This is a genomic window from Delftia sp. BGA-UO-ETr-SB1 (assembly GCF_059567865.1).
In genome coordinates this window covers 486,551-505,349 of record NZ_JCAQOW010000006.1, presented here as the reverse complement: position 1 = coordinate 505,349, position 18,799 = coordinate 486,551, and the positions used below count along the sequence as shown (strand labels likewise).

The 18,799-nt window shown below is 66.8% G+C and carries 15 protein-coding genes; 2 read left to right on the top strand and 13 right to left on the bottom strand.

Annotated elements, in window-relative coordinates; all coding sequences use genetic code 11:
- Positions 1–154: 154 nt before the first annotated feature.
- From gshB to AC57B5_RS21095, 7 genes are all read right to left on the bottom strand, one after another.
- A complete protein-coding gene (gene gshB / locus AC57B5_RS21125; protein WP_012207791.1) occupies positions 155–1,105 on the bottom strand; it encodes a glutathione synthase in 951 nt (316 codons plus the stop codon).
- 80 nt (positions 1,106–1,185) lie between these two features.
- Positions 1,186–2,367, bottom strand: coding sequence for a benzoate/H(+) symporter BenE family transporter (locus tag AC57B5_RS21120; protein ID WP_013804763.1), 1,182 nt, complete (start codon positions 2,365–2,367; stop codon positions 1,186–1,188).
- Positions 2,368–2,417: 50 nt separating this feature from the next.
- Positions 2,418–4,286 (bottom strand): potassium transporter Kup, encoded by a 1,869-nt coding sequence (locus AC57B5_RS21115; RefSeq protein WP_034397428.1) that lies wholly within the window; start codon positions 4,284–4,286, stop codon positions 2,418–2,420.
- Between the two features lie 97 nt (positions 4,287–4,383).
- Positions 4,384–5,679: a glutamate--cysteine ligase gene (gshA, locus tag AC57B5_RS21110; RefSeq protein ID WP_012207794.1), complete on the bottom strand. Its 1,296-nt coding sequence runs from the start codon at positions 5,677–5,679 to the stop codon at positions 4,384–4,386.
- Positions 5,680–5,760: 81 nt separating this feature from the next.
- Positions 5,761–7,227 carry a TrkH family potassium uptake protein gene (locus tag AC57B5_RS21105; RefSeq protein WP_013804766.1) on the bottom strand — a complete coding sequence of 489 codons (1,467 nt, stop codon included), beginning with the start codon at positions 7,225–7,227 and terminating at the stop codon, positions 5,761–5,763.
- A gap of 10 nt (positions 7,228–7,237) precedes the next feature.
- Positions 7,238–8,695, bottom strand: coding sequence for a Trk system potassium transporter TrkA (trkA, locus tag AC57B5_RS21100; protein WP_012207796.1), 1,458 nt, complete (start codon positions 8,693–8,695; stop codon positions 7,238–7,240).
- An 89-nt stretch (positions 8,696–8,784) separates the two neighbouring features.
- Positions 8,785–10,065, bottom strand: a complete 1,281-nt coding sequence (locus tag AC57B5_RS21095; protein ID WP_012207797.1) for a glutamate-5-semialdehyde dehydrogenase — start codon at positions 10,063–10,065, stop codon at positions 8,785–8,787.
- 189 nt (positions 10,066–10,254) lie between these two features.
- Here AC57B5_RS21095 and AC57B5_RS21090 point away from each other — a divergent pair, with 189 nt between their 5' ends.
- A complete protein-coding gene (locus AC57B5_RS21090; RefSeq protein WP_013804767.1) occupies positions 10,255–10,557 on the top strand; it encodes a hypothetical protein in 303 nt (100 codons plus the stop codon).
- 10 nt (positions 10,558–10,567) lie between these two features.
- On the opposite strand, the gene holA is transcribed toward AC57B5_RS21090, so the two are convergent.
- From holA to leuS, 3 genes are all read right to left on the bottom strand, one after another.
- A complete protein-coding gene (gene holA, locus AC57B5_RS21085; RefSeq protein WP_496400265.1) occupies positions 10,568–11,620 on the bottom strand; it encodes a DNA polymerase III subunit delta in 1,053 nt (350 codons plus the stop codon).
- A 5-nt stretch (positions 11,621–11,625) separates the two neighbouring features.
- Positions 11,626–12,132 carry an LPS-assembly lipoprotein LptE gene (locus tag AC57B5_RS21080; RefSeq protein ID WP_012207799.1) on the bottom strand — a complete coding sequence of 169 codons (507 nt, stop codon included), beginning with the start codon at positions 12,130–12,132 and terminating at the stop codon, positions 11,626–11,628.
- Positions 12,133–12,289: 157 nt separating this feature from the next.
- The gene (leuS, locus tag AC57B5_RS21075; protein ID WP_496400264.1) at positions 12,290–15,025 is read right to left on the bottom strand and encodes a leucine--tRNA ligase; all 2,736 of its coding nucleotides are present in this window, start codon (positions 15,023–15,025) and stop codon (positions 12,290–12,292) included.
- A 362-nt stretch (positions 15,026–15,387) separates the two neighbouring features.
- Between leuS and AC57B5_RS21070 the strand changes: the two genes are divergently transcribed.
- Entirely contained in the window at positions 15,388–16,602 is a 1,215-nt protein-coding gene (locus AC57B5_RS21070; protein WP_063328630.1) for a mechanosensitive ion channel family protein, read from the top strand.
- A gap of 27 nt (positions 16,603–16,629) precedes the next feature.
- Here the strand turns inward: AC57B5_RS21070 and AC57B5_RS21065 are convergent, their stop codons facing one another.
- The 3 genes from AC57B5_RS21065 to dapB form a co-directional block, all read right to left on the bottom strand.
- A complete protein-coding gene (locus AC57B5_RS21065) occupies positions 16,630–17,109 on the bottom strand; it encodes an ExbD/TolR family protein (RefSeq protein ID WP_012207802.1) in 480 nt (159 codons plus the stop codon).
- A 24-nt stretch (positions 17,110–17,133) separates the two neighbouring features.
- Positions 17,134–17,868, bottom strand: coding sequence for a MotA/TolQ/ExbB proton channel family protein (locus tag AC57B5_RS21060; protein WP_496400263.1), 735 nt, complete (start codon positions 17,866–17,868; stop codon positions 17,134–17,136).
- 64 nt (positions 17,869–17,932) lie between these two features.
- Positions 17,933–18,769: a 4-hydroxy-tetrahydrodipicolinate reductase gene (gene dapB / locus AC57B5_RS21055; RefSeq protein WP_496400262.1), complete on the bottom strand. Its 837-nt coding sequence runs from the start codon at positions 18,767–18,769 to the stop codon at positions 17,933–17,935.
- Positions 18,770–18,799: the final 30 nt, after the last annotated feature.

The window sequence follows — 18,799 nt, the reverse complement described above, 5'->3', positions numbered from 1 at the left end:
CTCTTCAGCAGAGCCTTGCATTGTAGCACGTTTTTTGACGTTCTTGCAAAACCCTGGAAGCTTCACTTTTCAGACATTTGCATGTCATCGAGTGCAGGGGCGCAATTCTAGCACCAATCCTGGCGGATGACTGGCGTCATCCGCCAGGATTTTTTCAGGCCGTCGCCAGAGCCTGTTCCAGGGCATCGACGAAGAGGCTGGCCACGTCGCAGCCGGTCTGGTCGTAGATCTCCTGGAAGCAGGTGGGGCTGGTCACATTGATCTCGGTGATGCATTGCCCGATGACATCGACGCCCGCCAGCAGCAGGCCACGCTCCATGAGGATGGGACCAATCTCTTCGGCCATGGCCTTGTCGTGCTCGCTCAGTGGCTGGGCCACGCCCTTGCCGCCCGCTGCCAGGTTGCCACGCACTTCGTTGCCCTGGGGAATGCGTGCCAGGCAGTAGGGGACCGGCTTGCCTCCGATGACGAGCACACGCTTGTCGCCCTGGGTGATCTCAGGCAGGAACTTCTGCACCATGACGCTGCTGGCACCGCCCTGGTTCAGGGTTTCGATGATGCTGCCCAGGTTGCGGCCATCGGCGCCGACCCGGAAGATGCCCATGCCGCCCATGCCGTCCAGCGGCTTGAGGATGATGTCCTGGTGCTCTTCATGGAAGGCACGGATGTCCTGTGCACTGCGGGTGACCAGGGTGGGGCCGATGAATTGCGGGAATTCGAGGATGGCCAGCTTTTCCGGATGGTCCCGCAGCGCCCTGGGCTTGTTGAAGACCTTGGCGCCTTCACGCTCGGCCTGTTCGAGCAGGTGCGTGGAATAGAAGTATTCGGAATCGAACGGCGGGTCCTTGCGCATGAGGATGGCGTCAAAGCCTGCCAGTTCAGCCAGCCCCTCCTGGGTTGTCTCGAACCACTGCTGCGCATCCCCCGTGAGCTGGATGTGCCGCACATGAGCGACGACCTTGCCTCCACGCTGCCAGGAAAGCTGCCTGGGTTCACAGGCCACGATGGAGTGGCCGCGCCGCTGTGCCTCCCTCATCATGGCGAAGGTGGTGTCCTTGTAGGTCTGGAACGATTCGAGCGGATCGGCAACGAAGAGGATTTGCATGGCTTGTGTGCGGAAGGCGGCGGCCCGTGCCTCGCCTATATATAGGAAGCAAAAGGGGGTGCCCGGACCTGGGCCGCATGTCAGCTGGCCCGTGCACGTCGGTAATGTTGCACAAATAGCGCCAGGCTGCCTGCGACCACGCCCCAAAACGCCGAGCCGACTCCGGCTATCACCACGCCGCTGAGCGTGACCAGGAAGGTGATCAGCGCCGCCTCCCGGTGCTCCTCTCCCTGCAGGGCCGTGGCCAGGCCGCTGCCGATGGAACCCAGCAGGGCCAGTCCCGCAATGCAGACCACCAGTTCCCTGGGGAAGGCGGTGAGCAGCCCTGTGACCACGGCGCCGAAGATGCCGATGACTATATAGAAGAGGCCGCAGACGGCCGCCGCCGTATAGCGGCGTGATTTGTCCTCATGGGCCTCCGGTCCCATGCAGATGGCGGCGGTGATGGCGCTGAGGTTGAGCGCATATCCGCCAAAGGGGGCCAGCACCAGGGTGGCGATGCCGGTCATGCTGATGATGCGGGAGATGGGCAGGTTGTAGCCCGTGGCGCGGATGACGGCCACGCCGGGCAGGTTCTGCGAGGCCATGGTGACGACGAACAGGGGCAAGGCCAGGCTCACCAGGGCGGGCACGGAGAACTCGGGCATGGTGAAGACCGGCCAGGCAAGGCCTGCATGCACGGCAGACCATTGCATCTGGCCGGTGAGCGCCACCCAGGCGATGGAGACCGCCAGCGTGGCGATGACCGCATAGCGCGGTGCCAGGCGGCGCGACAGCAGATAGGTCAGCAGCATGACCAGCACCAGGGGCAGCGCGTGCCTGGCGGCGGCAAAGGCCTGCATGCCGAAGTTGGCCAGTACGCCCGCCAGGAGGGCGGCAGCGATTTCCATGGGGATGCGATTCATGACGCGCTCGAACCAGCCTGTGGCACCCACCAGGATGATCAGCCCCGCGCTGATGATGAAGGCGCCGACGGCCTCGCCCATGGAAAAGCCTCCGGCAAGCCCCGCCGTGGCCAGCACGGCAGCGCCTGGTGTGGACCAGGCGACCATGACGGGCATGCGCAGTATCAGCGAGGGCAGCAAGGAGCACAGGCCCATGCCCAGCCCCAAAGCCCAGACCCAGGAGGTGATCTGCTCGGGCGTGGCATGAAAGGCCTGGGCGGCCTGGAAGACCAGGGCCACCGAGCTGGTGAAGCCCACGAGCACGGCCACGAAGCCAGCCGCAAAGGCGGAGGGACTCAAGTCACGGAGAAAGCGCATCGCGCGATTCTGTCACCACAGTCGCGGATCGTGCGATGCGCGGGCGACGCCTACAGCTCGATCTTGGAGCCCAGCTCCACCACGGAGTTGCTGGGCAGGTGCAGGAAGTCGGAGACACGGCTGGCGTTGCGGTGCATCTGGGCGAACAGCTTTTCGCGCCAGGGCGCCATGCGGTGGCTGATGCGCGGGATGATGACGTCGCGCGACAGGAAGTAGCTGGTCTCCATGGCGTCGAGCTGGCAGCCCCGGGGGCGCAACAGGGACAGCGCCGCCGGCACGTCGGGTTCGTTCTTGAAGCCGTAGTTGATGATGACCTGCCAGCAGTCGCTGCCCAGGGCCTCGATCTCGGTACGCTTGTCCAGGCCCACCCAGGGAATTTCGTGGTTGCGCACCGTGACGAAGATGTTCTGGCTGTGCAGCACCTTGTTGTGCTTGAGGTTGTGCAGCAGGGCGTTGGGCACGGTGCCAGGCTCGCCGGACAGGAAGACGGCCGTGCCCGGCACCCGAGCCGGGGGATGACGCCAGACCGATTCGAGGAAGCTCTTGAGGTCGATGGCATCGGCCTGCAGCTTTTGGTGCAGCAGCTCGCGGCCCTTGCGCCAGGTCATCATCAGCGAGAACACCGTGCCGCCGATCAGCAGCGGGAACCAGCCGCCATCGAACAGCTTGAGCAGGTTGGACGAGAAGAAGGCCAGGTCCACCAGGAAGAAGAAGCCGGTGGCGGCAATGCACAGGGCCAGCGGATAGTTCCAGCGGTAGCGGATCACGAAGAAGGTCAGCGTGGTGGTGATCAGCATGTCCAGCGTCACCGCAATGCCGTAGGCGGCCGCCAGGTTGCCGCTGGAGCGGAACAGCACCACGGCCAGCGCAATCGCCACGAACAGGCTCCAGTTGACCAGGGGCATGTAGATCTGGCCGGCCTCGCGCACGCTGGTGTGGCGCACTTCCAGACGCGGCAGATAGCCCAGCTGTATGACCTGGCGCGTGACGCTGAAGGCGCCCGTGATCAGGGCCTGCGAAGCGATGACCGTGGCCATGGTGGCCATCAGCACCAGGGGCAGCAGGGCCCAGGCCGGGGCCATCATGTAGAAGGGATTCTTCACGGCGGCCGGGTTGGCCAGCAGCAGCGCACCCTGGCCGAAGTAATTGAGCGTGAGGGCAGGCATGGCCACGGAGAACCAGGCCAGGCGGATGGGCTTCTTGCCGAAGTGGCCCAGGTCGGCGTAGAGCGCCTCCGCCCCGGTCACGCACAGCACGACGGCGCCCAGGATGATGAAGCTGGTGCCGGGGTTGTCCCAGATGAAGCGCACCGCGAAGTGCGGGCTGATGGCCGCCAGGATTTCCGGATGGCCGGCGATCTGGTGTATGCCCAGCGCGGCGATGGTGGCGAACCAGACCAGGGTGATGGGGCCGAAGAAGCGCCCTATCCCTGCCGTGCCATGCTTCTGGAACCAGAACAGCAGGAACAGGATGACCAGGGTCAGCGGGATCACCGCCTTGGTGAAGTGCGGGGACACCACCTCCAGGCCCTCGACGGCCGAAAGCACGGAAATGGCCGGCGTGATCACGCCGTCGCCATAGAACAGCGAGGTGCCGAAGATGCCGATGAGCAGCAGCACGCTGCGCAGGCGCGGCTTGTCCTTGACGGTCTGCGAGGCCAGGGCCAGCATGGCGACCAGGCCGCCTTCGCCGTTGTTGTCGGCGCGCAGCACCAGGACCACGTATTTGAGCGAGACGATGACCGTCAGCGTCCAGAACAGCAGCGACAGGACGCCGTAGATGTTCTCCTGGGTGAACGGCACATGGCCGGAGCCGAACACCTCCTTGACCGAATACAGCACGCTGGTGCCGATATCGCCATAGACCACGCCGATGGCGCCCAGGGTGAGCGCGGCCAACGAAGATTTGGTTTTCTGCACAGGTCTATGCGCCATCCCGTGGGGAGATGGCTTCAGTCAATTGAAATGCCGGCATTGTCCGCTGTCCTGATGACGAGCGCATCGGACAGCACCCCGATCAGTCGTAGATTTCCGCGTTGGGGTTGGTCGCCTCCAGCTCATAGCTGGCCGCCAGCATGGCGACCCGGGCCACCACGCCGTACATGTAGAAGCGATTGGGCATGCTGGCACCCGGGCGGGCGCCGATCTGGGGCAGCTGGGTGCTGTGCTGGAAGGCCAGCGGCACGAAGCCGGCACCGGGCGCGTTGAGGTTTTCGTCCACATCGCGCTCGGGGTGCATGCGGTAGAAGCCGCCGACCACGTAGCGGTCCATCATGTAGACCACGGGCTCGGCCACGGCGTTGTTCATGCGCTCCTGGGTGAGCACGCCCTCCTGGATGATCACGTCGTGCACGGTCTGGCCGTCCTTGATCATGCCCATCTTGTTGCGGCTCTTGCGCGGCAGCTCAGCCAGTTCCTTGGCGTCGCGCACGGTCATCACGCCCATGCCATAGGTGCCGTTGTCGGCCTTGACGATGGCAAACGGCTTTTCCTTGATGCCGTATTCCTTGTACTTGCGGCGCACCTTGGCCAGCAGCACATCGACCTGCTCGGCCAGGCCTTCCATGCCCACGCCATTGGCGAAGTCGATGCCTTCGCTGCGCCCGAACAGCGGGTTGATCAGCCAGGGATCGATGCCCAGCAGCTTGCCGAAGCGCTTGGCCACTTCCTCGTAGCTCTGGAAATGGCGGCTCTTGCGGCGCACGCTCCAGCCTGCATGCAGGGGCGGCAGCAGGTATTGCTCGTACAGCTCCTCGACGATGCCCGGCACGCCGGAGGACAGGTCGTTGTTGAGCAAGATGGTGCAGGGATCGAAATCCTTGAGGCCGATGCGGCGCTTGCTGCGGATCACCGGCTCCAGCGTCACCGTGTCGCCATGCGGCAGGGTGACGGTGGTGGTCTTCTTGACATCGGGGCTGATGGAGCCGATGCGCACATTCAGACCGGCCATGTTGAAGATGCGCTTGAGCTGCACCACGTTGGCCAGGTAATGGGTGTTGCGCGTGTGGTTCTCGGGAATGATGAGCAGGTTGCGCGCTTCGGGGCAGATCTTCTCGATCGCCGCCATGGCCGCCTGCACGGCCAGCGGCAGCATTTCGTCGGTCAGGTTGTTCCAGCCGCCAGGAAACAGGTTGGTATCCACGGGCGCGAGCTTGAAGCCGGCGTTGCGGATGTCCACCGAGCAATAGAAAGGCGGCGTGTGTTCCATCCATTCGAGCCGGAACCAGCGCTCGATCGCCGGCATGGAGTCGAGGATGCGCTGCTCAAGCTCGTTGATCGGGCCTGTCAGGGCCGTGATGAGATGTGGAACCATAAAGACCCTCTGGGTACGGCGGTGGGGGGCAATTGTAGAGATTGGACCATGGTCTAAGTGTTTTCCCTAGTCTCTTCGGCATCATCGGCGCCAGAAAGCCGGGGAAAGCAGCGCCATGAAACTGAGGATTTCCAGGCGCCCCAGCAGCATGGCCAGGGTGCAGATCCAGGTCTGGAAGTCGGTGAGCACAGCATAGTTGGAGCTCGGCCCCAGCGCGCCCAGGCCCGGCCCCATGCAGTGCACGCTGGCCAGCACGGCGGAAAAAGCGGTCACCGGGTCCAGGTCGGTGAGCAGCAGCACCATGCTGAGCGTGATCACGGTGGCGCCATAGACCAGCATGAAGGCCAGCACCGAGAAGATCATGCGGTCGTCCACCACGCCGTTGCCCAGTCGCACGGGCTGCATGGCGCGCGGGTGCACGAGCCGCGTGAGCTCGCGCCGCGCCTGCTTGAGCAGGATGAGCATGCGCACCATCTTGATGCCGCCACCCGTGGAGCCCGCGCTGGTGGCCACGCCCGACAGCAGCAGCATGAGCACGGGCGCGAAGACGGGCCAGCTCAGGTAGTCGACGGTGGTGAAGCCCGTGGTCGTGGCCACCGAGACCACGTGGAAGATGCCGTAGCGCAGCGCCTCGACAGGCCCGTACACGCCTTTGGCCCACAGCAGCAACGCGACGATGAGCCCGCCGCCCAGCAGCACGGCCAGCGTGGCGCGCATTTCGGGGTCGCGCCAGAAGCCGTCCCAGCGGCCCTTGCGCATGGCCACGAAGTACAGCGCGAAGTTGCAGCTGGCCAGCAGCATGAAGACCAGGGCGATCAGCTCGATCAGCGGCGAGTCGAAGTAGGCGAAGCTGGCGTCGTGCGAGGACAGGCCGCCCAGGCTCACCGTAGCGAACATGTGCATCAGCGCATCCAGCGGCTCCATGCCCGCGGCCCAGAAGGCCAGTGCACAGGCCAGCGAGAACACGCCGTAGACGCCCCACAGGCCCTTGGCGGTCTCGGTCATGCGCGGCGTCAGCTTGGTGTCCTTGATGGGGCCGGCGGCCTCGGCGCGGAACAGCTGGGCACCGCCCACGCCCAGCAGAGGCAGGATGGCCACGGCCAGGATCAGGATGCCCATGCCGCCCAACCATTGCAGGAAGGTGCGCCAGACATTGATGGACACGGGCAATGCGTCCAGCCCCGTGAGCACGGTGGCGCCCGTCGTCGTCAGGCCCGAGACGGCCTCGAAATAGGCGTGGGTGAAGCTGATGCTCAGGCCCACATGGCCCAGGCCCAGCACCAGGGGCAGCATGGCGCACAGCGGCAGCACCACCCAGACCAGGGTGACGAGGATGACGCCGTGGCGCGGCTGCAGCTCGCGCCGGAAATGGTCCAGGCCTACCCACAGCGACAGCCCCGCCGCCGCCGTGATGCCGATGGCCCAGGGGTAGATGCGCCAGATGCCGTCGTCGGCAAACCAGGACACGGCAAAGGGCAGCAGCATGGACAGCGCGAACATGACCATGAGCATGCCAAGCACGCGCAGGACGGGGAACAGGTCGCGCATGGGTATGGGCTCAGAAGAAGGTGGCGCTGACGCGGAACAGGTTTTCCACGTCCCGCACCAGCCGCTTGTGGGGCAGGAAGAAGACCACGTGGTCGCCACTCTCGATCACGGTGTTGCCGCGCGGGATGATGACCTCGGGCTCGGCACCGGCCGCGATCTCGTCGGCCGGCACGCCTTCGGGAATGCCGCGCACGATGAGGCCGATGTGCGCATCCTCGGGCACGCGCAGGTCCTCGACCTTGCGGCCGACCACGCGCGAGCTCTTGCGGTCGCCGCGCGCCACGATCTCCAGCGCCTCGGCCACGCCCCGGCGCAGGCTGTGCACGGCCTGCACGTCGCCGCGGCGCACATAGGCCAGCAGTTCGCCGAGCATGGCCTGAGCCGGCGACAGCGCAATGTCGATCTGCGTGCCGTGCATCAGGTCGGCATAGGCGCGCCGCGTGATCAGCGAGAGCACGCGCCGCGCGCCCATGCGCTTGCCCAGCAGGCTGGCCATGATGTTGTTCTCGTCGTCGTCGGTGAGGGCCAGGAACAGGTCCACGTCCTCCACGCTTTCATCGGCCAGCAGGTCCTCGTCGGTGGCATCGCCGTGCAGCACCAGCACCTCGGCCGGCAGCAGCGAGGCCAGGTCCTGGCAGCGCTGCTCGTCGGGCTCGATGATCTTGATGTGAAAGCGGCCCGGCACGCGCGACAGCTGCAGCGCCAGGCGCAGGCTGACCTGGTCGCCACCGGCGATCATGATGCGGTAGACGGGGCGCGAAGGCCGGCCCGCGGGCTGGTGGATGGCGCGCAGCACCTCGGCCACATGCTCGCGCGCGGCCAGGATGAAGACTTCGTCGCCGGGCTCGATGCGGGTGTTGCCGTCGCAGCGCACGAAGCGGTCGGGCTCCTCCAGGAAACGCCGGTAGATGGCCACGATGCGCATGGCCAGCTCGGGCATGCAGTCGCGCAGCTCGCCGATGTGCTTGCCGACGGCGGGGGCGCCGTCGCGCGCGCGCACCGAGGCCAGCGCGGCGCGTCCGCCCGCGAAGGCGCGCACCTGCATGGCTTCGGGGAACTCGATGAGCTTGCTGATGTAGTTGGTCAGCGATTCCTCGGGGCAGATGATGCGGTCCACGCCGAAGCCTTCCTTGCCCAGCAGCGTCTCGTCATCGCCAAAGCCCGAGGAGCGCACGCGCGCGATGCGGGTGGGAATCTCGAACAGCACCTGGGCCAGCTTGCAGCACACCAGGTTGGTTTCGTCGAGCGCGGCGCAGGCGATCAGCAGGTCCGTGTCCTTGGCTCCGGCCTCGGCCAGCACCTGGGGATCGATGCCGTTGCCCACCACGCCGCGCAGGTCGAACCGCGACTCCAGCTCGCGCAGGCGGCGCGCATCGGTGTCGATCACCGTGATGTCGTTGCGTTCGGACACCAGGCTTTCGGCCACGCTGTAGCCCACACGGCCGGCGCCAAGAATGATGATTTTCATGGGTTCATTGCGGTGCTGCGGTGCCGGCGCGGGGCATCCCGGCGCGGGGCGTCCCGGCAGGGTGCCTGCCGGCGCGCAGCACGGTCCGGTCAGGTGCGGACTTCGCCTTCACCCAGCACCACGTATTTGAGCGAGGTGAGACCTTCGATGCCCACAGGACCACGCGCATGGAACTTGTCGGTGCTGATGCCGATTTCCGCGCCCAGGCCGTACTCGAAGCCATCGGCAAAGCGCGTGCTGGCATTGACCATGACGCTGGCCGAGTCCACCTCGCGCAGAAAGCGCTGGGCATGCATGTGGTCGCGCGTGAGGATGGCATCCGTGTGGTGGCTGGAGTAGCGGTTGATGTGGGCGATGGCTTCGTCCACACCCGCGACGATCTTGACGCTGATGATGGGCGCCAGGTATTCCTCGCTCCAGTCCTGCTCGGTGGCCTCGGCCAGCTGGGCACCGGCCACGGACTTCAGGATGGCCAGCGATTCGGGGCAGCCGCGCATCTCGACCCCCTTGGCGGCGTAGATGGCGCCGATCTGCGGCAGGAACTCGGCGGCCACGCCGCGCGCCACCAGCAGGCTCTCGCTGGCGTTGCAGGGGCTGTACTTGTTGGTCTTGGCGTTGTCGGCCACCTTGACGGCCATGGCGATGTCGCAGGGATCATCGACATAGGTGTGGCAATTGCCGTCCAGGTGCTTGATGACGGGCACCTTGGCCTCGCGGCTGATGCGCTCGATCAGGCCCTTGCCGCCGCGCGGGATGATGACGTCCACGTAGTCGGGCATGGCGATGAGCTGGCCCACGGCCTCGCGGTCCGTGGTCTGCACCAGCTGCACGCCGTGCTCGGGCAGGCCGGCCTCGGCCAGCGCCCTGGCCACGAGTGCGGCCAGTGCCTTGTTGGAGTCGATGGCTTCCGAGCCGCCGCGCAGGATGCAGGCGTTGCCGCTCTTGATGCTGAGGCTGGCCGCCTCGATGGTCACGTTGGGGCGGCTCTCGTAGATCATGCCGAACACGCCGATCGGCACACGCATCTGGCCCACGCGGATGCCGCTGGGCATTTGCTTCATGCCGATGATCTCGCCGATCACGTCGGCCATGGATGCCAGCTGTTCGCAGCCCTGGGCACAGGTTTCAAGCACCTTGGGCGTCAAGCGCAGGCGGTCCACCATGGGAGCGGACAGGCCATTGGCCACGGCGCGGTCGAGGTCACGGGCGTTGTCGGTCTGCAACGGCTCCACGTTCTCCCGCAGCAGGCGCGCCAGCGCCAGCAGGGCGCGGCTTTTGACGGCAGCCGAGGCTCGGGCCATCTGGGCGGAGGCCACTTTGGCCTGAACGCCCAGGTTGTGGGTGTATTCGACGATATTGAGCGCGTTCATTCCGAGATTCTCGCCGAGTTGCGCCCATTTGCGCACCGGGACCGGGCATGCCCCGCGCCGACATGCGGCTGCGATGCGGCCAGGGTGCGTCTGCGCACGGCCGCCAGAGGGCAAACCCCGCGTTGCGGCGGCCGGCAGGATGTCGCGGCCACCCTACACTGCTGCCCAGTACGCAGAGGTTTTCCCGCCATGTCCACCAGCCACGACACTCTTCTCGCCGCCCAGCAGCTCGCCCAGCTGCACGCCGGCTTCGCCCAACTGGCACAGCAGCAGCTGTCGGCCGCCGTGCTCGGACAGCAGGCCAGGGCCTCGTCGGAGTTGCTGCAGGCCCTGCCGCCGCGCTACGGCGAAGTGCTGCTCAATCTGCTGGACCGACTGGAGTCCAGCGCGCTGTTCAGCGAGGAAAGCTGCTCCTTCAGCCAGAAGGACCTGCTGGACAACCTTGAGACCTGGGCCACCAAGGCCCAAGCGCAGCTGGAAAAGACGCGCTAGGAACGGTACGTCAGCCCTTGGCGCCGGCCTGGGCCAGGTCCACGGCCAGGCGGCGCAGGGCCTGCCAGCCGTCGCGCGGCCAGCCTTCGAAGGCCAGGCCCTTGACGATGCCGTCCACCGCGTGGGCCGATTGCAGCAGGCGCGCGGCCTGGGCGTCGGTGATGCGCGGCAGCAGGCGCTCGAACAAGCGTTCCTTGACGCCCCAGATGCGCTGGGCGCGCAGCGCCATCGGCAGGGGCTGGCCTGCGGCCATGGCGTCCCTCACGCGGCAGATGGCGCGGATGTCCTCGGCCAGGGTCCAGTGCACCAGCACCTCGGCCGTGCCTTCGGCCTGCAGGCCATCGAGCATGCGCGAGACGCGCGCCAGCTGCCCGCCCAGCACGGCCTCCGACAGCTTGAACACGTCGTAGCGCGCCACATTGAGCACGGCCTGCTCGACCTTGGCCTGGCTCAGTTCACCCTCGGGATGCAACAGCGCCAGCTTCTGGATTTCCTGGTGCGCGGCCAGCAGGTTGCCTTCGACGCGGTCGGCAAAGAACTGCAGCGTGCGCTGCCCTTCCTCGCCGGGTGCGACGCGCTGGCCCTGGGCCGCCAGCCGCTGGGCAATCCAGGCCGGCAACTGGGCGCGCTCAATGGGATCGATCTGCAGCGTCATGCCCTGGGCCTCCAGCGCGCTGAACCAGGCCCCCGTCTTGGTGGCCTTGTCCAGGCGCGGCAGCAGGACCAGGGTGAGCGTGCTGTCGTTGCCCCGCGCGGACTCGGCGATCTGCTGCAGCGCGGCGCCGCCGTCCTTGCCGGGCTTGCCCGAGGGAATGCGGATCTCGACGATCTGCCGGTCGGCGAACAGCGACAGCGAGCCACCGGCCGCCAGCACGGCGCTCCAGTCGAAATGCGCGCCGGCCACGGTATAGCTGCTGCGCTCGGTATAGCCGGCCGCGCGCGCCGCGGCGCGGATGGCATCGGCCGCCTCCTGCTGCTGCAGCGGCTCGTCGCCGTGCAGCACATAAAGCGGGCGCAGGCCCTTGGCCAGATGGCCGCCGAGCTGGTTCAGGGCAAGCTGCATGGGGCTCAGGTCAGGCTCTTGACGGCCGCCAGACGGCGCAGCAACTGCTGCACGATGTCGGTGCGCATGTCCTTGTAGAGCATGGCCTCCTCGGCTTCCTTGGACAGCGCGTTGGTTTCGTTGTACGTCACATCGCGCTGCTGCAGGATTTCGGTCTCGGGAATCGGCTCGTCGCCATTGGGCGTGCGCAGCTTGAAGCGCACGCGCAGGCGCAGCTGCAACTCGCGCACCTGGCCCAGCGCGTTCATGCCGACGATGACCCGCTCCTGCCGCTCGCTGACGATCTGAAAGATCGCTTCGGCATCGTCGGGCGATGCCGGATCGCGCAGCACGGTCAGCTTGTCGCTGGCACTGGCCAGATTGCGCGACAGCTCCCGCGCTACCGGAGAGCCCCGGCCCGCCTGGATGTACAGCGAGCGGAACACGAAGGTCGGCACCCCCCGCAGGCGAAAGCCGCAGGCCCCCAGCAGCGGAGCCAGGGCCAGGGCGGTGAGCAGGGTACGTTTTTGCATATCAGTTCTCCAAGGCGCTTGCGCCACTCACAGCCCTTGCAACGGTCTCGCCCAAAGCGAGGGACACCGAGCAAGGGCCGCCCCGCAGCGAGGGTGTCGTCCCCCCCGCGAAGCGAGAGGGGGAAGGCGCGCAGCGCCTCAGGGGGCATGCCATGGCCTAGACCACGACGTTGACCAGGCGGCCAGGCACCACGATGACCTTCTTGGGCACGGCACCGTTGGTGAACTTCTGGCATTCCTCGTTGGCCAGGGCAATGCGCTCGATCTCGGCCTTGTCGGCCGTCGAGGACACCAGGATGGCCCCGCGCAGCTTGCCGTTGACCTGCAGCACCAGAGAGATCTCGTCCTGCACCAGGGCCTGGGGATCGACCTGGGGCCAGGGCGCATCCAGCACGTCGCCCAGGTGGGCGGCGTAGCCCAGCTCGCTCCACAGCGCATGGGCCAGGTGGGGCGTGGCCGGGTAGAGCACGCGCAGCAGGATGCCGAAGCCTTCGATCAGCGCCACCTGGGCGCCCGCGTCGTCGAAGGACTTGAAGTCCTCCAGCGCGTTGATCATCTTCATGGCGCCCGAGACCACGGTGTTGTACTGCATGCGCTGGTAGTCGTATTCCACCTGCTTGAGCACGGTGTGGATCTCCAGGCGCAGGGACTTGGCGGCCTTGCCGAACTCCACGTCGTCCAGCGACTTGGCGCCGGCCACGCTTTGCACGGCACCGGCCATGTCCATCTGCGACAGCTTGGCGCCGAAGTTGTAGACGCGGCGCAGGAAGCGGTAGCTGCCTTCGACGGCGGCATCGTTCCACTCCAGCGTCAGCTCGGGCGGCGCGGTGAACATGGTGTACAGGCGCGCGGTGTCGGCGCCGTACTTCTCGATCAGCTCCTGCGGATCGATGCCGTTGTTCTTGGACTTGGACATGGTGCCCACGCCCTCGTAGTCGATGTCCGTGCCCACGGGCAGCAGGCCATCGGCGCTGTCCACCTCGGCCTTGAGCTTGGCGCCCACGATCTTGCCGGTCTCGTCGAACACATGCTCGACATCCTTGGGCCAGAAGTACTCCTTGGCACCCTTGGCCGTGCGGCGGCTGTAGATGTGGTTGAGCACCATGCCCTGGGTCAGCAGCTTGGTGAAGGGCTCATCGACCTTGACCAGGCCCAGGTCACGCATGACCTTGGTCCAGAAGCGCGCGTACAGCAGGTGCAGGATGGCGTGCTCGATGCCGCCGATGTACTGGTCCATGCCGCTGCCGCCGGTGGCGGCATTCTGGTCCCGCATCCAGTACTCGGCACCTTCCGCCACCATCTGCTCGCTGTTCTTGGCGTCGCAATAGCGCATGAAGTACCAGGACGAGTCCACGAAGGTGTCCATGGTGTCGGTCTCGCGGCGCGCGCTCTTGCCGCAGCAGGGGCAGACCACGCCGGCGTGGAAGGCTTCGCTCTTGATCAGGGGGTTGCCCGAGCCATCGGGCACCAGGTCCTGGGGCAGGACCACGGGCAGGTCCTTGGCGGGCACGGGCTGGGCGCCGCAGTCCTCGCAGTGGATGATGGGAATCGGCGTGCCCCAGTAGCGCTGGCGGCTCACGCCCCAGTCGCGCAGGCGCCAGGTGGTTTTCTTCTCGCCAAGGCCCTTGGCGGCCAGCAGTTCGGCCACCTTGTCCACGGCCGCCGCATGGGGCAGGCCGTCGAGTTCGCCGGAATCGATGCAGACAGCGCGCTGCTTGTCGCCGTACGAGTCGGCCCATGCCTCGGTGCTGAAGGCCTCGCCTTCGACCGCGATGACCTGGCGGATGGCGATGCCGTACTTCTTCGCAAAGGCGAAGTCGCGCTCGTCATGCGCGGGCACGCCCATGACGGCGCCGTCGCCGTAGCTCATGAGCACGTAGTTGCCGACCCAGACCTCGACCTGGGCGCCCGTCAGCGGATGCGTGACGAACAGGCCCGTGGGCAGGCCTTCCTTTTCCTTGACCGCGAGTTCGGCCTCGGTGGTGCCGCCCTTCTTGCACTCTTCGATGAAGGCGGCCAGCTTGGGGCTCGTGGCGGCGGCGTGCAGGGCCAGCGGATGCTCGGGCGCCACGGCGCAGAACGTCACGCCCATGATGGTGTCGGCACGCGTGGTGAACACGTACAGGCGGCCGTCCTGGATGGGCTGGCCGTCGGCGCCACGGATGTCGTGGGTGAACGCAAAGCGCACGCCGGAGCTCTTGCCGATCCAGTTTTCCTGCATCAGGCGGACTTTTTCAGGCCAACCGGTCAGCGTGGCCTTGTCGCCGCCCACCTGGACATGGTCCAGCAGCTCCTGGGCGTAGTCGGTGATCTTCAGGTAGTAGCCGGGGATTTCGCGCTTTTCGACCGGCGCACCCGTGCGCCAGCCGCGGCCATCGATGACCTGCTCGTTGGCCAGCACGGTCTGGTCCACCGGGTCCCAGTTCACGACCTGGGTCTTGCGGTAGGCAATGCCCTTTTCCAGCATCTTCAGGAACAGCCACTGGTTCCACTTGTAGTAGTCGGGGTCGCAGGTGGCGATCTCGCGGCTCCAGTCGATGGCCAGCCCCATCGCCTGCATCTGCTTTTTCATGTAGGCGATGTTGTCGTAGGTCCACTGCGCGGGCGGCACCTTGTTCTTGAGCGCAGCGTTCTCGGCCGGCAGGCCGAAGGCGTCCCAGCCCATGGGCATGAGGACGTTGTAGCCCTTCATGCGCAGCTGGCGCGTCAGCATGTCGTTGATGGTGTAGTTGCGCACATGGCCCATGTGCAGCTTGCCGCTGGGGTAGGGCAGCATGGAGCAGGCGTAGAACTTGGGCTTGGCCTGGTCTTCGGTCACGCGGTAAGCGTCGCGGGCGGACCAGTGGTCTTGCGCTGCGCGCTCAACGTCGATGTGGTTGTATTTCTCTTGCATGGTGCTGCGGCCCAGGGGCCTGACAAGGTGGATTGCCGGAATCAACCGGCGATTTTAGGCCCCCGGCCCGGCCGTGCCCGAAGCCGCCCACAAGCCCGCAGGCGGTACTGCGTCATCGGCGGCCGCTTGCCCGCCTGTGGCACGGGGAAAAGCCGCACTGCGTATGCTTGCCAGCTCTGCGGCGCCATGCCGCAGGCGTTCCTCCATCGCCAGCCCGGGCTTGCGCAGGAACCGATGCGCATCTCCCGGGCATGCCGCCACTGCGCGCGGCCTCATGGTGCCGGCCGCAGGCAGGCCGGCACTGCAACGCCCTGGAGTTTTTCTTGCTGAACTGGTCTTTGATTTCCGGCTGGGATCCCGTCATGCAGGCCCTGGCCGCGCTGTGCGCGCTGGTGCTGCTGGCCCGCTCGGCGGGGTTTGTCGTGCAATGGCTGCTGCTGCGCGTGCTTCCGCGCATGCGCAGCACGCTGGTGGAGATGGAATGGGCACAGGTGTTGCTGCACGACAGCGTGCTGCAGCGGCTGGCCAAGGCCGTGCCTTCGCTGGTCATGCAGTCGGGCGTGCAGGCCATACCGCAGCTGCAGCCGCAGTGGGCCACGCTGATCCTGAACCTGGCCATCGCCTGCACCATCTACCACGTGGCCCGCGTGATCAGCGCCCTGCTCAACGCCATGAACGAGGCGCACGAGCTCAAGGAAGAGCGCAAGGCCACGCAGGCCCATTCGATCAAGAGCTATGTGCAGCTGGGCAAGCTGCTGGTGTTCCTGATCGCCATCGTGCTCATCGTCGCCACCCTGGTGGACCGCTCTCCGTTGCTGCTGCTGTCGGGCCTGGGCGCGGCCTCGGCCGTGCTGATGCTGATCTTCAAGGACACCATCATGTCCTTCGTGGCCGGCGTGCAGCTGGGCTCCAACGACATGCTGCGCGTGGGCGACTGGATAGAGATGCCACAGGTCGGCGCCGATGGCTTCGTGATCGACATCGCGCTGCACACGGTGAAGGTGCAGAACTGGGACAAGACCATCACCACCATTCCCACCTGGCGGCTGATGAGCGACAGCTACAAGAACTGGCGCGGCATGTTCGAGTCGGGCGGGCGCCGCATCCGCCGCTCGCTGCACATAGACGCCCACACCATCCGCCTGCTGACGCCCGAGCAGCGGCAGAAACTGGCGCTGCTGGAGCCCCTGAAGGACCATTGGACCCGCAGCGGCGACCTGCGCATGGCCGACGCGCCTGCAGGCAGCGAGATGGCCGCGCAGCAACTCAGCAATCTGGCCGTTTTCAAGGCCTATGCATACGCCTACCTGCTGCGCCATCCGCACATCCACAAGACGCCGAACATGTTTTTGCTGGTGCGCACCATGGAGCCTTCGCCCATGGGCGTGCCGCTGGAGCTGTTTTGCTACACCAGCACCACGGTCTGGGTGGAGTACGAGGCCATACAGGGTGCGATCTTCGACCACCTGATCGGAATGCTGCCGCTGTTCGGGCTCAGCCTGTACCAGCGTTCCTCGGACCATGGCCAGCATCTGCGGCTGGCGGGCAGCGAGCGCTGGCCCGAAGGACAGCAATAGGTTCGCAGGCGCAGGCCCGGAGGCGTTTCAGCGCCCGGCGCCGGAGGGGCCCAGGACGGCGGCGGACCGGCCCTCCTGGCTTCGCGCAGGCTCCGCCACGAAGCCCATGCGCGTCAGGCCCGCCGCGTGTGCCCAGCCCATGAGCTCGGCCACGCGGCCATAGGGCACGGCCTGGTCGGCACGCAATTGCAACTCGGCCTGGGGATTGCGGGCGCCAAGCCGGGCCAGGCGCTCGCGCAGTGCCTCGGGCGTGGTGGGCTGGCCCTGCACCCAGAGCGCGCCCTGCGCATCGACCTCCAGCAGCAGCGCATCGTCCTCGCCCGCAGCCGCCATGGGCTGGGTGCCCTGGGCCTGGGGCAATTGCACGCGCAGGGAGGCGGCCAGCATGGGTGCCGCAAGAATGAAGATGACCACCAGCACCAGCATCACGTCCACCAGCGGGGTGACATTGATGGCGTGCATGGGCTGGGGGGCGCTCTCCTTGCCGCTCAGTCGTCCGAAGGCCATGTGCGCTCCTGCCTGGCCGCCCGGTCAGGGTGCGTCCATGGGGCCGGCCGGCAGGCCGGCGACGGGCATGCCGTCATCCTGCTGCGCCTGCCCGGGCTGCTCCAGGCCGAACATGGCCTGCAGGTCATGGGCAAAGCCTTCGAGCAGGGCTTCCATCTGGGCGGCGGCGCGGCCCAGCAGGTTATAGGCCAGCACGGCTGGCAGGGCCACGGCCAGGCCGGCTGCCGTCATCACCAGGGCCTCGCCCACAGGGCCGGCCAGTTGCTCGATGCCGATCTGTCCGCTGCCGGCCAATGTGGCCAGCGCGTGGTGAATGCCCCAGACGGTGCCCAGCAGGCCGACGAAGGGCGCCGTGGCGCCCACGGTGGCCAGCAGGGTCTGGCCCCATTGAAGCTGGTGGCTGGCCGACTGCAGCGCCTGGCGCAGGCCGCGCGTGAGGCGCACGGAGCGCGCTGCGCGCCCCGAGAGCGCCATGCCGCTGCTGCCCGTGGGCGCGAGGGCCTGGGACACGGCCCCGGCCATGGGCGCCACCAGTTGCTGGCGATCGCCCTCGGCCATGCGGGTCTGGCCCGTGGCCAGGTCCGGCGCACTCCAGAAGGCCGCAATGGCCTGTGGAACGCGGCGGCGGCTGGCGGCCATGAACCAGATCTTCCAGACGATGACCACCCAGCTGGCCACCGACAGCGCCAGCAGCAGCAGCGCCGTGCCGCGCGCCACGGCGTCGCCTTGCTGCCACCAGAGCCAGAGTGGGCCGGTCATGGTCTTTATCTCGCCGGTATGGCCAAAGAGAGGTACGCGGCGCTACGGCCCTGGGTCTGTGCCATCACAGACCCAGGACATCGTTCATGTCGTACTGGCCCGTTGCCTTGCCTGCCAGGAAGCGCGCCGCCCGCAGGCTGCCCTGGGCATAGCCGGCACGGCTGCTGGACTTGTGCGAGATCTCGATGCGCTCGCCCGTTCCCGCGAACAGCACCGTGTGGTCGCCGATGATGTCGCCGCCGCGCACGGTGGCAAAGCCGATGGTGTTGTCCTCGCGCGCGCCGGTGTGGCCGAAGCGCTCGTAGACGGCGCGGTCAGCCAGCTTCGTGCCCTGGGCTTCGGCGATGACCTCGCCCATCTTGAGGGCCGTGCCCGAGGGGGCATCGACCTTGTGGCGGTGGTGGGCCTCGACGATTTCGATGTCATAGCCGCTGGACAGCGCCTCGGCCGCCATCTCCAGCAGCTTGAAGGTGACGTTCACGCCCACGCTCATGTTGGGCGACAGCACCACGGCCGTGCGCTGGGCGTACTCGGCGATGCGGGCCTTTTGCTCGTCGCTGAAGCCCGTGGTGCCGATGACCAGCTTGACGCCCAGCTCGGCGCAGATGGCCAGGTGGTCCATCGTGCCTTCGGGGCGCGTGAAGTCGATCAGGCAATCGGCCTTGGACAGCGCGGCACGCACATCGCTTTCGATGGCGATGCCGCTGGGCTGGCCCAGGAAGGCCGAGGGGTCGGTGCCCAGCGAAGGGCTGTCGGCGCGGTCCAGCGCGGCGGCCAGCGCAAGGTCATCGCTTTGCGCGATGGCCTCGATCAGCATGCGGCCCATGCGGCCGGAGGCGCCGGCCACGGCCACACGCAGGCGCTGGTTGTTGCTGGAGGAAGTGGCGGTCGTGGCGTTCATGTCGGGAAAGGGATGCACAAGCTCAATGCA